The organism is Candidatus Didemnitutus sp. (assembly GCA_019634575.1).
Taxonomy (GTDB): Bacteria; Verrucomicrobiota; Verrucomicrobiia; order Opitutales; family Opitutaceae; genus Didemnitutus.
The window spans coordinates 797613-809699 of record JAHCAY010000001.1 but is presented as its reverse complement, the minus strand read 5'-3'; the positions used below and the strand labels follow the sequence as shown (position 1 = coordinate 809699).

The 12087-nt window shown below is 65.9% G+C and carries 9 protein-coding genes; all 9 read right to left on the bottom strand.

Annotated features, from left to right (window positions below; all coding sequences use genetic code 11):
- Nucleotides 1–32: 32 nt before the first annotated feature.
- On the bottom strand, nt 33–971 hold the full coding sequence (locus KF715_03370) for a hypothetical protein (GenBank protein ID MBX3735706.1): 939 nt from the start codon (nt 969–971) through the stop codon (nt 33–35).
- A gap of 237 nt (nt 972–1208) precedes the next feature.
- The gene (locus KF715_03365) at nt 1209–2444 is read right to left on the bottom strand and encodes a restriction endonuclease subunit S (protein MBX3735705.1); all 1236 of its coding nucleotides are present in this window, start codon (nt 2442–2444) and stop codon (nt 1209–1211) included.
- Nucleotides 2441–4039, bottom strand: a complete 1599-nt coding sequence (locus KF715_03360) for an SAM-dependent DNA methyltransferase (GenBank protein MBX3735704.1) — start codon at nt 4037–4039, stop codon at nt 2441–2443. Before KF715_03360 ends, KF715_03365 begins: the two co-directional genes overlap by 4 nt.
- Entirely contained in the window at nt 4023–4238 is a 216-nt protein-coding gene (locus KF715_03355) for a hypothetical protein (GenBank protein MBX3735703.1), read from the bottom strand. The genes KF715_03360 and KF715_03355 overlap by 17 nt, the downstream gene beginning before the upstream one ends.
- Complete coding sequence (locus KF715_03350) at nt 4235–4699, bottom strand: zeta toxin family protein (GenBank protein ID MBX3735702.1); 465 nt, start codon at nt 4697–4699, stop codon at nt 4235–4237. Before KF715_03350 ends, KF715_03355 begins: the two co-directional genes overlap by 4 nt.
- 109 nt (nt 4700–4808) lie before the next feature.
- On the bottom strand, nt 4809–7193 hold the full coding sequence (locus KF715_03345; protein ID MBX3735701.1) for a DEAD/DEAH box helicase family protein: 2385 nt from the start codon (nt 7191–7193) through the stop codon (nt 4809–4811).
- A 307-nt stretch (nt 7194–7500) separates the two neighbouring features.
- Nucleotides 7501–8766 (bottom strand): DUF1501 domain-containing protein, encoded by a 1266-nt coding sequence (locus KF715_03340; protein MBX3735700.1) that lies wholly within the window; start codon nt 8764–8766, stop codon nt 7501–7503.
- Between the two features lie 247 nt (nt 8767–9013).
- On the bottom strand, nt 9014–10510 hold the full coding sequence (locus KF715_03335; GenBank protein MBX3735699.1) for a DUF1800 domain-containing protein: 1497 nt from the start codon (nt 10508–10510) through the stop codon (nt 9014–9016).
- A 329-nt stretch (nt 10511–10839) separates the two neighbouring features.
- The gene (gene alr / locus KF715_03330; protein MBX3735698.1) at nt 10840–11994 is read right to left on the bottom strand and encodes an alanine racemase; all 1155 of its coding nucleotides are present in this window, start codon (nt 11992–11994) and stop codon (nt 10840–10842) included.
- Between the last annotated feature and the right edge of the window lie 93 nt (nt 11995–12087).

Below are 12087 nucleotides of genomic sequence, written 5' to 3'. Positions count from 1 at the left end.
CCCCGACCTAACGCTCGCGGCGGGCTTGGGGTTCAGCGAGCGGGCGCGCGTTTGTAGGTCTGGCGATGGACGGCCTCGCTCCATTTCGCGTCGATACCATCGAGCTCATCTTCGCGTTTCGAGCGGAGGAGGCTGATTGAGACGACCGCGTAGACCAAAGCGACGATTCCGATGATATAGGCCAGCCAAGTCTGCCAGTTTTGGCCGTTGTTATTCCCCACGACCCCGAAAACGGCGACGGTGAGGAAAAGAGCGATCAAGATCAGGTGACGCCGTTGAAGACGGTTGCTCAGCAGTCCGCGTTCGGCATCCCCGACGCCCCACCATTGTTCAATGCACTGGATGCCTTGCTGGAGAAACGGACGGGCGATGGCGGGGGCGTAGTCGTCGCATGCCTGCTTGGCCTGCTTCACCGCGTGGTCGACTCGCGACATCACGACGAAGAATCCGATGAAGTTGATCGCATAGGTGAGCGCGCCGGCGATCCCGAAGTAAAGCGGATGGAACAGCGCCGTGAAGCAGATCGAACACACCAGAAATATCTGGGTGATGATCGTGAGGCGGTGGTTGTTGTTGAGATTGTGCTTCTGTGTGGGGGTGACGAGCCACGTCCGCAGCGTTTCGAGATCCTTCTGGGGATTGGTCGCCCAACTCCAAAGATTGTAGCCGCCCGCCAGGATGGCGGCCCACTTCAGGAAGTTGATGCCGTTCGAGGTCGCATCGAACTTGAAGATGTCGAGGTGGAGTTTGTCGGCGATGGAGAGCCCGCCGGTGATGCCGAGAGTGCCGAGCACGAGGCCGATGGCCTTCCAGCCGTCGACGATCGCATGATCGGATGCGCCCTTGCCCACGCAGACGTCCACCGCGGGGAGCCCGAGCACCTCGCGCTGGAGGTAGGAATGATAGTCTCGGATCGAGCGCGGGCTATCGAAGGCCGGGGTGTCGGAACTGGCAACGGGGCTGGTGCTCATGACATCAGGTGGCGCGCGAAACTCCTACCCTGCCGCACCATGCCGCACAATGCTCCAGTGTGGATACCACGGCCAGTCGGCCCGAGTCGGGGCTCCCACACGGGAGAATGGGGCCGCTTCTTTTCGAGCGAGACGCGCGTGAATTGGCCCGGAGCAGGCGTCACGATCGAAACGGATCTCACTCAGTTGATGCCCGGCGTGTTCATGCCGCAATCCTACCAGGCCGCGGGGCAAAATCTAGGGGCGCCGCGGGGAAATATTCACCGTCGTCGCTGACCCGCAGAGCTCGCCCTTGAAGGCGCGGTCGAGGAGGGCGGGGAGGAGGGCGTCGAGTTCGGCGGCGGTCTCGGCTTGGTGGCGTTTCAGCGCGTCCACCTCCGCCTGCAACGCGTCGAGCTCGGCGACGATGCGGCGTTGGACGGGGAGCGGGGGAAAGGGAAGCTTCAGCGATTTGATGTTCGTGAGATTCAACCCGGGTTTTCCTTGTCCGTAACGCTGTCCCAGCAATTGGGATTGCCCGAATGGACTACGCAGCGCCCACAAAGCGAATTCAGGATCGATCGCACTCTGCGGCAGACGGCAAATCGCGACGTGCTGACTAACAAATCCAGGTTCGAGTCCTCCACGGAAGACGCACGCGCGGCCGACGGTCGCACCTGTAATCACAAGCATTAGGTCGCCGGTTTGGAGGGTGGCTGAGCGCCCTTGGTTGCCCGGAGGAGGAGTGATGAAAACCTTAGAGTCTTCGATTACCGAGCCAGATGGACCGATGTCTTGAGCACGATAAAAGCGAGCTCCTGAAGTCTCGTAGTGTTTTGCCCAATTGCGTGGGCCGCTGGTGACATGCGGTGAGAAACTACCGAAGTCTCGAGCTTCATGTTCGCGGCTCAGGCGCTCAAAGATTTTGCCGGCTTGATTCTGCACAAGCGCGTCGGCTTCTTCGGTGGCTTGGTGGCGGAAGGTGCGGGCTTCGTGGATTTGGGCGGCGAGTTCCTCGATGCGCGCCACCACCCGCCGCTGCTCCGCCAGCGGCGGTAGCGGGATTTCTGCCGCCTCGAACTGAGTTGGATGCAGGCTTTGGCGGCGAACATTCGTTCCGGAACTTTGACTGCCGATAGAACGCCAGTGGTCGGGAACCTTGAAAAAATAGCCGAGGAAGCGTTCGTCGATTCGATCTCGATGCAGCTCATACGCGACAAACGCACCGGACATGACACAGTTGTCTGCTTCGGCAGGAACGAGACCGAAAGCTCCTTCCCAAGCCATGATCTTGCAGTAGACGAAATCGCCCTGACGAACACGTTGGATTTTCGGTAGGGCGAACGTGGAGCCGAGTTTCCGTTCTCCGACGAAGATTCCACGTGCGAAACTGTAGGTGCCCGCAAAGGGATACTCTGTTAGCTCGTCGCGTGGCTCGAAACGCTCAACGCGCCGCAGCACCTCGCCAAGCCTCACTTTCGGCCACGCGCTCATTTGCCGGAGCGCGCGAGGAGTTTTTGGATGCGGCCCATGATCTCGGCGATGCGCTGTTCCTTCTGGAGAATGCTGGCGGCGAGCTGTTCGGGCGGGAGGTGCGTGATGTCTTCCTTCGCGCTCGGGTTCTTGCGGTCGAGGTTGCAGCCGGCGGCGAGGAGTTCCTTGGCGGAGACTTTCCAGGCGCGGTCGTTCTTCCGGCGTTTGTCCCACCACGCGAGGCAGTCGGCGAATTCGTCGAACTGGATGGGCGCGGTCTTGGTGTAGTTTTTCCGACCCTCGGGGAGCGGCTGCTCGTAATACCAAACGTGCTCGGTGGGGCCGGAGCGGTCGAAGAAGAGGATGTTCGTCGGGATGCTGGTGTAGGGCGCGAAGACGCCGTTGGGCAGCCGGACGATGGTGTGGAGGTTGAACTCGGTGAGCAGCTCCTGTTTGAGGCGGGCGCAGACGCCGTCGCCGAAGAGCGTGCCGTTGGGCACGACGACGGCGGCGCGAGCGGGGCCAAAGCCGGTGCGCGGCGCCTTGCGGAGCTTGCGCATGATGAGCTGGAGGAAGAGCAGCGCGGTCTCGGCGGTCTGCTTGTCCTCGGGGAAGTTGCCCTGAATGCCTTTCTCCTCCTCGCCGCCGAAGGGCGGGTTGGTGAGGATGACGTCGACGCGGTCCTTCTCGCCGAGCTCGGTGAGCTTGAAGCGGAGGGCGTTGCCCGGGTCGATCTGCGGGGCGTCGAGTCCGTGCAGGAGGAGATTCATCTGGCCGAGCAGATACGGCAGCGGCTTGGGCTCGCAGCCGTAGAGGGAGGTTTCCTGCAGGATGCGCCGTTGCTGCACGGTCTGCGCCTGCGGCTTCAGGTGTTCGAACGCTTCGACGAGGAAGCCGCCGGTGCCGGTGGCGGGATCGAGCACGCGCTCGCCGAGGCGCGGATCGGTGGCGCGGACGATGAAGCGCACGACGGCGCGCGGCGTGTAGAACTCGCCGGAGTCGCCGGCGGCGTCGCGCATTTCGCGGAGCATCGACTCGTAGAGCGCGCCGAGCGTGTGCAGTTCGTCGGAGGCGGTGAAGTGGATGGCGGCGATCTTGTTGACGACGTCGCGGAGCAGGTAGCCGCTGACCATGCGATTCTGCACGCCCTTGAAGACGGTCGCGATGACGTCACGGCGGTTGTCGCCGTTGCTGGAGGTGAGCCGGCGCAGGTAGGCGAAGAGGCCGGGGCCGCGCTTGCCGTCGGGGCCGGTGGCTTCGTCCTGGTTGACCCACTGAATGAGCGCGTCGCCGGTCATGCCCTGAGGGTTGGCGGCCCAATCGCGCCAGCGGTAAGGCGGCTCGATGGCGGGCTTGAAGCGGGTGCCGCGGAGCTCGGCCTCCTGCTCGCGCTGCGTCTCGAGGTCGTCGAGGAACTTGAGGAACATGATCCACGTCAGCATCGGCAACCGGTCGAGGTCGCCGTTGAGGCCCTTGTCCTTGCGCATGATGTCGCGCGCGGACTTCAGCAGGGAGCCGAGGGATTGGGCGGTGGTCGCGGCCTTCGCGGAGGCAGCGGCGGACGACGGAGCGGGCGAGAGCGAGGCGGCGGGAGCGGGCTTAGCGGCGCGGGGCATGAGGCTTCTTCGCGTAAGGGGCGGGAGATTCCTGGACGGCGGTTGCGGCCGCGGAGACGGGCAGCCACACGGCCTTGCCGTCACGCCAGACTGCCAGCGGGCGGCCCTGGCGTCGGTGCTCGTCGACGACTTTGGCGACGGCCGTGTCGAGGGCGCGGACGGCCTTCTGGGTGAGGGTGAGCGGAGAAGTTCTTTTCATCGCGACAGCGAGGACTGGATTTCAGAGTAGAGGAGTGAATCAACGACCGTCGTTTTTCCAGCTCGGTCTTTGAAAACGAGCCGAGGGACATCGGACGAGTTGTCGAAGAAGTGCACGGTGTCGCAGAGGGGGCGGTAGAGCGTGAAGAAGTTGCGCAGGCTGCGGTCGAAGCGGCGCCGCACGTCGTGCTCGGGCACATCGTGGCCGCCGTTTTCCACTCGGTCGCGAATACGCAGCAGCGCGAGATCGGGGTCGGGAATCCAGAGGTAGAAAAGATGGATTCTGAAGCCGCGGGCCCGCAGCCGGCGAAGGACTGGAACGTAGGTCCGACCCGAAAGCGTGGTCTCGAAGGCAAAGCCGGTGCGGGCAGCCTCGAACTCGACGATGCGCTCCAGAACCAGACGACCCGCCCGGACGAGGCTCGCGGCGGGGTCGAACGGCGACAGGCCGCGGGCGATCAAGTCGGCGTTGACGAAGTTCGTGCAGCGCGCGTGTCGCGGCAGAAACTCGGTCGCGAAGGTGCTCTTGCCCGCGCCGTTGGAGCCGGCGATTACATGGCAGTCCGGTGCCTTACGAGGCATAGAGCGAGTTCTGCAGCTCGGTGACGGCCGCGCGGAGCTTTTCCGACGAGCCGAAAAGTTTGATGATGTCGCCGATCTGGCCGTGCTCGGAGAGCGGCGGGACTTTGAGAATGTCCGGCAGCACGAACTGCGCGTCGCCGTGCTCGGCGTATTTCTCGAGCAATTCGTCGAGGACGGCGCGAGCTTCGGGCGAATAGCGCGCGAAGTAGTCGGGCTTGTTCTGTTTGAGCTGCTGGGCGCGCTCGCGGCGGGTGCGCAGCGGGGCGTTGAAGGCGAGATGGCAAAGCAGGTCGAACGGGTCGGCCTCGGGTTGCTTGGCCTGCGCGGCGAGTTCGTCGAAGCTGATGCCGCGCTCTTGCAGCTTGGCGATGATGTCGGCGCGTTGCGCGGGGTCGGCCCATTTGGCGCGCAGCTCCGGAGTGCTCGGCACGAGATCGCGGACTTTTTCGGCGGTATAGTCAACGTAGCGGACGACGCGGAGCTGCTTGCCGTCGGGATCGAGGTGATAGACGAGGTGCGCAGCGATCGCGACCTGACCGCCGTCGAAGTAGTATTTGCGGCGCTCGCCGCCGGGCGGAGGATCGATGATGACGCCGCCGTCGTCCGGCGGTGGTTCTTCGGAGCCGCCGTCGTCGTCTGGAGGGGTTTCCGGATACGGGCCTTCGAGGTCGCTCTCGCTGAGGCGCGCTGGCTCGCCATCGAAATCAGGATCGGCAAAGAGGCGCGTGGCCGAACCCGTGTAGTCGATGATGTTGAACCACAGCTTGCCGTAGTCGTCGCGCACGCGGGTGCCGCGCCCGATGATCTGTTTGAAATCGGTCATCGAAGACACGATGCGAGCCAACACGACGTTCTTGCAGGTGGGCGCGTTCACGCCGGTGGTGAGCAACTGCGAGGTGGTGAGAATGACGGGTGTTTGCGTCTCGATATCCTGAAATTTGCTCAGGTGTCCGCGCCCGATCGCGCCTTCGTCGGCGGTGACGCGGCAAACGTAGTCGGGATGCTTCGCGACGAGATCGGCGTTCAGGTTATTGAGCTCGCGACGCATCTCGTCGGCGTGCTCCTGATCGACGCAGAACACGATCGTCTTGGCGAAGCGGTCGGTGCGCTGGAGAAACTCGGTCAGATGCCGAGCGATGGCTCGGGTGCGGGCGCGGAGAGCCACGGCGCGCTCGAAATCCTGCGTCTGGTATTCCTCGTCCGGAATGGCGCGGCCATAACGATCGAGGTCGCCGGCGCTCGGGCGCCAGCCGGCGGCGTCCCATTCCGTGACGACGCGGTGCACGCGGTAGGGAGCGAGGAAACCGTCTTCGATGCCTTGGCGGAGCGAGTAGGTGTAGATGGGGTTGCCGAAATAGCGGTAAGTGTCGCGGTTGTCGTCGCGCAGCGGCGTGGCGGTCATCCCGAGTTGGGCCGCGGGCTCAAAATAGGTGAGGATATCGCGCCAGTTGGAATCGGTGCCAGCGCTGCCGCGGTGGCATTCGTCGACGATGATCAGATCGAAGAAATCGGCGGCGAACTCCTTGTAGAAGGCGCGCGTTCCCGGTTTGGTTTTGTCGGTGCGATTCGGATCCGGCGGCATGAGCGCCTGGTAAGTCGCGAAATACATCTCACGCCCGAGGTTCTTGACGCCGCCCTCGATCTTCCAGCGTGCCTCGCCGAACACCGCGAACTCCTTGTCCTTCGGGTCGTCGACGAGAATGCTGCGATCGGCGAGGTAGAGAATCTTCGGTTTGCGGTGCTCGCCCTTGCGATTCCAGCCGGTGCTCCAGAGCTTCCAGCAAATCTGGACTGCCACGGCGGTCTTACCGGTGCCAGTGGCGAGCGTGAGCAGTTGGCGACGGCGGCCGGTGACGATGCCGGCGACGGCGAGATTGACGGCGATTTCTTGGTAGTAGCGTTCGCCTTTCTTGACCTCCCGGTTCATCGGCGCGGCCAGCCGTGCGGCCGCGTCGTCGTCGGTGAGGTTCATCGCCGCGCGATATCGCGCCCAAAGTTCCGTGGGCGTGGGGTAAGCGGAAACGAAAGTCTCTTGGCCGGTGACGAAGTCGAACTCGACGATCTCGGCGCCATTGGTCGCGTAGGCGAATTTCAAGCCGAGCGTCTCGGCGTAGTCCTTGGCCTGTTGAAGACCGTCGCCGGCGGTCTTGTAGTCGGCTTTGGCCTCAACGACCGCGAGGGGCAGGTTGCGCTCGTAGCAGAGCAGGTAGTCGACGCGCTTGGGCGGCTTGCGGATGAAGCCTTTTCCAACCGGAACGATGCGCCCGTCGGTGATGCTGCGCTGTTCCGCGATGGTGTGCGGCGAGTTATCCCAGCCGGCAGCTTGGAGCATCGGCACGACCAATTTTCGACAGGTATCGGCTTCGTTCGACATTCGGGGCACGGGGGCTGCGACCTGCCCGGCTTGGCCCAGCCGAACGGTTCCGCACGGGCCAATTTCGGAAACGCTGGAAAAAGCCGCAAGGCGGAAGTCGGGGGCGCTCGGTCGGGTGGCGCGGCGATCGACCCGCGCCCGGAGGGCGCGGGCTACCGGGCGCGGTCTCGCGAGGGGAATCGAAACGCGGTTTGGGCGTTGCGGCGCGGCGCGAGGGGAGGGCGGTTGGGGGCAACCGCCCCTACCGGTTGGGCGCTGAAAGCTGACCGCTGATCGCTGGGAGCTGAGCGCTGAACGCTTCGCCACGTCACACGAACGTCAGCGGGGCGAATTTCGTGCCGAGGATTTTTTGCGAGTCGCAGGCGAGCCAGCGGTCGAGGACGGTGGCGTAGACGGCGCGGAAGTCGGTCGAGAAGGTGAGGTCCTGGTTGTGCTCCACGGCGAGGCTCGGGGCGGTGCCGTGCAGGCCGGACTTCACGTGCGAGCCGAGGACGAAGAGCGGCGCGGCGGTGCCGTGGTCGGTGCCCTTGCTCTCGTTCTCACTCGGGCGGCGGCCGAATTCGGAGAACGTCATCGTGAGCACCTGACCGTCGAGTTTCTTGCTCTCGAGGTCGCGCTGGAAAGCGGCGAGGCCTTCGCTGAGTTGCTTGAGCAGATTGGCGTGTGCGCCGGCTTGGTTGGCGTGGGTGTCGAAGCCGCCGAGCGAGACGTAGTAGACGCGGGTGGCGTTGCCGGCGGCGATGAGCGCGGCGACGTTGCGCAGCGAGCCGGCGAAGGCGTTGCCGGGATACTCGGCGCCGGGGCGGTAGTCGGCCAGGATTTGCTGGAAGCGTTTCTCGGTGACGAGCGCGTCCATCATCGTGTGGCGCAGGTAGCTCGTGTTGTCGTGCTCGTGGTCGTCGGGGCCGCTGGCGGCGACGGCCGGGCGTTGGAGCATGTTTTCGAGCAGCGCGAGATTTTCGCGGCCGCCGCGGCCGCCGCGCGCGCCGGCGGCAAGGTTGAAGGTGGCGTGGTTCTGCTCGCTGAGGAAGGCCTGCGGCACCTCGTTGCCGATGCTGACGGCGCACGGCGTGCCGGCCGGTGTGCCGGCGCAGGCGTTGTCGAAGTAGCGGCCGAGCCAGCCGGTCGCGAGCGTCTGGTCAGAGTTGGCGGCGGTTTCCCAGATCTCGGTCGAGCGGAAGTGCGAGCGGTTCGGGTTGGGGTAGCCGACGTTCTGCACGATGCCGAGCTTGCCGTCCTGGAGCAGCGCGTGGAGCGGGGCGCAGGCTTTGTGCAGGGCGATGCCGTGGCCGACGGTGAGGAGATCGGACTCGGGCAGGCCGAGCGTCGGGCGGAGGCGGCGGTAGTTGGGATCGGCGTAGGGGACGACGGTGTTGAGGCCGTCGTTGCCGCCGGCGAGTTGGACGAGGACGAGGATGGTGCGGTCCTTTTCCGCGACGGGCGCTTCGGCGGCGACGGACTCGACGATGAACGACGGCGCGAAGCGGCTGAACGCGAGCAGGCCGATGCCGCGGCTGGTGTAGCGGAGAAACTCGCGGCGCGTGGAGGGGAGGAACGGGTGCGGGTTGTTCATCGGGAAGAAAAGCTGGGAGCGGGGAGCTGGGAGCGAGAGGAGCGGGGAGGAACGCGTCGAAGTGAGAAATTCGGTTCAACCACGAATGGACACGAATAAACACGAATGAAATGGCGAGGGAACGGGCCGGAGCCGGGCGGTGCGAGGAGGCTTCTCGCGCGCGCATCTTGGCCTGTCGGTTCGGGATTCGTGTGAATTCGTGTCCATTCGTGGTTCCTTCTGGTCCGGCTGAAGCCTGACCGCTCGCTCAGCAGAGCTGGTAGTTGGGCGATTCGAGGAGCGTGGCGAGGGCGGTGCGGACGCGGGCGCGCGGGGCGGCGTTGCCTTTGGCGAGGAAGCCGGCGAGCTCGTCGGCGAGCGCGGGGTCGGCTTGGGACGGTAGCGCGAGGTCGAGGAGCGCGCGGGCGGCGGCGGCGGGCGGGAGCTTGGCCCACGCGTCGAGGCGCGTGGGGGCGAGCGTGAAGTTCGAGACGCCGTTGGTGGCGGCGACGTCGAGTTCGAAGAGCTCGTCGGCGTTGAGCGTGGACTCGTTGAGCGGGTTGAGCAGCGCGTTGGCGACAACGCGGCGCGTGGAGAGCGTGGCGGAGTTGATCCAGTTGCGGCCGCCGACCCAACCGCGGACGTTGGGCGGGTTGAACGGCATCTGGCCCATCGAGCGCAGCGCGCCGATGACTTGGCGCGCGAGCGGCGCGGGCGTGAGGTCGAGGTCCTGCGTGAGGCCGAGGAAGTATTGCAGCGGGCTCTTGATGAAATTGCCGCGGAATTCCTCGGCGTAGAAGAGGCGGCTGCCGAAGAAGGCGCCGAGGAGAGCGCCGAATTTGTAGCCTTGCTGCGCCCACCACGCGCCGAGGGCGTCGGTGTATTCGGCGGGGAGCGCGGTCTCGCTCAGGTAGAACTTCACCATCTCGCGCGGGATGAAGGTGCCGGCGGCTTTTTGGCGGAAGACGAGGTCGATGATGCCGTCGCCGTCGAAGTTGCCGGTCGTGCCGAAAACGGTCTTCGCGCCGGTGTCGTGCTGGCGGCGTTGGAAAATGAATTTGCCCGCAACCTGCCGATAGCCGGTGAAGGCGCGCGCGGCCTGCTTGATGTCGTTTTCGGTGTAGTTGCCTTCGCCGAGGGTGAAGAGCTCGAAGAGTTCGCGGGCGAAATTCTCGTTCGGCGCCTCGGCTTTGCTCTGCTGCAGGTCGAGGTAGAGGATCATCGCGGGCGAGCGGGACATCGCCTTTGCGAGGAGCGGTGCGGTCGAGAGCGCGGCGCGGCGGATCCAATCCTGGTGTTGGTAGAGGAGGGCGGAGTTCTTGACCTTCTCGGCGCCGACGACCCAGACGTCCTGGAGAAAGAGGCACCATTTTTCGAAGGGCGCATTCGCGGGCTGCGCGGCGAGTTGGAGCCACTGCACGGTCATGTCGGCGAGCGCCTCGCGGGAGCGCTCGCGGGCGTCCTGGGCGGCAAGGCGTTTTTGCTCGGCGTCGCCGCGGCCCATGGCGCGGAGGAGTTCGGGACCGTCGGCTTCGAGCTGGGCGATGAGGGCGGGCTTGGGGAACGCGACGGGGTGGGCGAAAGCGCGTTGCAGGGTCGCGGCGGGGCCGTCGTGGAGTGCGCGGGCGGTCTCGGCGGGCGTGGCCGACCAGCCGATGCGGCGGAGGAGGTGGCGGGCGGCGGCCTCGTCCCACTCGGTGGCGGGGAGGGGTTGCCAGGCTTCCTGAGGAGAGAGCGAACGCAGCGAACGAGTGGCGGTGGCCATGGGCGCGAGAGGTTGTCGAAGAGACGCGCGGGGGCGAAGAAAAGTTTCAGCGGAATAGCGCGAGCGTGGATGGCGGCGAGAGCGGCGCATGCCGCGAGGGAATTTTTGCCTTACCACGGATGGCACGGATGAAAGGCACGGATGGTGCGATGACGAGCGGGAGCGTGATCCGTAAAACCGTGGTCACATAGAACTCGGTCGGGTGGCACCAGGCGACGCGCTGAGAGTCTTGTGGGAGCGAGCTTGCTCGCGACGGGGAGCGTGTTTGGCGAGCACGGCGCAAATGTCGCGACCGAGGTCGCTCCCACAACGATCTGCGGCAGGCGGGTTCACACGCCCAACGCGGTCTTGTAGCGGCGGGCGACGCGTTTGGTGACGGAGGTGAGGGTTTCCCAGGGAATCGTGTCGGCGGCGGCGCTGAACTCGGCGAGCGTGATCTGGGCGTCGCCTTGGCGGCCGACGAGGACGACGGGATCGCCGGCGCGCGGTGGGACGGAAAGATCGGTGACGTCGACGATGGTTTGGTCCATGCAGACGCGGCCGAGGATCGGGCAACGTCGTTCGCCGACGAGGACGGTGCCGCGATTGCTGGCGGCGCGGGGCAGGCCGTCGCCGTAGCCGGCGGTGACGATGGCGACGCGCGAGGCGCGGGTGAGGCGGTGCGTGCGGCCGTAGCTGACGGTGGCGCCGGCGGGGAGGTTCTTCACGAGACCGAGGCGCGCGTGGAAGCTGAAGACCGGCTCGGTGTGCACGCGGGCGAGCAGGGAGTGCGGATGCGGGAGGACGCCGAATTGGAGGAGGCCGACGCGCACGGCGTTGAAGGGGCTGCCTTGGCCGGGCGTGGTCTCGAGGCCGGCGCTGTTGTCGGCGTGGATGAGCACGCGCGCGGGATCGAGGCCGGGGCAGTGCGCGAGAGCGCGGAGGAAAAGCGCGCGTTGGTCGGCGGTGAAGGCGGGATCGTCGTCGGCGCTCGCGAAGTGCGTGAACACGCCGGCGAGGCGGAGATGGGCGGAGTCGCGGATGGCGGCGTGGAGCTCGGGGACGCGGTCGGCCCAGACGCCGAGGCGGCCCATGCCGGTGTCGATCTTGAGGTGGACCGCGAGCGGTTTTCCGGCGGAGCGGGCGGCAGCGTCGAAGCGGTGCACTTCGTCGAGGCTCGAGACGGTGGCGGCGAGATCGAGTTCGGCGAGGAAGCGGTCTTCGTCGGGCAACGTGGCGCCGAGGAGGAGAACGGGAAAATCGGGGCTGAGCTCGCGGATGGCGGCGGCCTCGGCGATGTTGGCGACGGCGAGCAGGTCGGCGCCGGCGTGCATGAGGCGCGCGGCGGTTTGCGGGAGGCCGTGGCCGTAGGCGTCGGCCTTGACGACGGCGACGTAGCGGATGTGCGGCGGGAGCGAGGCGCGGATGAGGCGGAGGTTGCGCTCGAGCGCGGCGAGATCGATCTCGGCCCAGCAGCGCAGCGGGAGTTGGGCGGAGGCGGTCATCGTGCGGCGTCTGATCCGAGGCGGAAGGGCGCAGTGTTGCTGCGCTCGAACTGCGGCGCGTTCGCGGAAAGGGCGCAGCAAGGCTGCGCTCCT

Coding starts and splice junctions, on each gene's coding strand:
- KF715_03370 (MBX3735706.1), bottom strand. CDS start 971: ATGAGCACCAGCCCCGTTGCCAGTTCCGACACCCCGGCCTTCGATAGC.
- KF715_03365 (MBX3735705.1), bottom strand. CDS start 2,444: ATGAGCGCGTGGCCGAAAGTGAGGCTTGGCGAGGTGCTGCGGCGCGTT.
- KF715_03360 (MBX3735704.1), bottom strand. CDS start 4,039: ATGCCCCGCGCCGCTAAGCCCGCTCCCGCCGCCTCGCTCTCGCCCGCT.
- KF715_03355 (MBX3735703.1), bottom strand. CDS start 4,238: ATGAAAAGAACTTCTCCGCTCACCCTCACCCAGAAGGCCGTCCGCGCC.
- KF715_03345 (MBX3735701.1), bottom strand. CDS start 7,193: ATGTCGAACGAAGCCGATACCTGTCGAAAATTGGTCGTGCCGATGCTC.
- KF715_03340 (MBX3735700.1), bottom strand. CDS start 8,766: ATGAACAACCCGCACCCGTTCCTCCCCTCCACGCGCCGCGAGTTTCTC.
- KF715_03335 (MBX3735699.1), bottom strand. CDS start 10,510: ATGGCCACCGCCACTCGTTCGCTGCGTTCGCTCTCTCCTCAGGAAGCC.
- alr (MBX3735698.1), bottom strand. CDS start 11,994: ATGACCGCCTCCGCCCAACTCCCGCTGCGCTGCTGGGCCGAGATCGAT.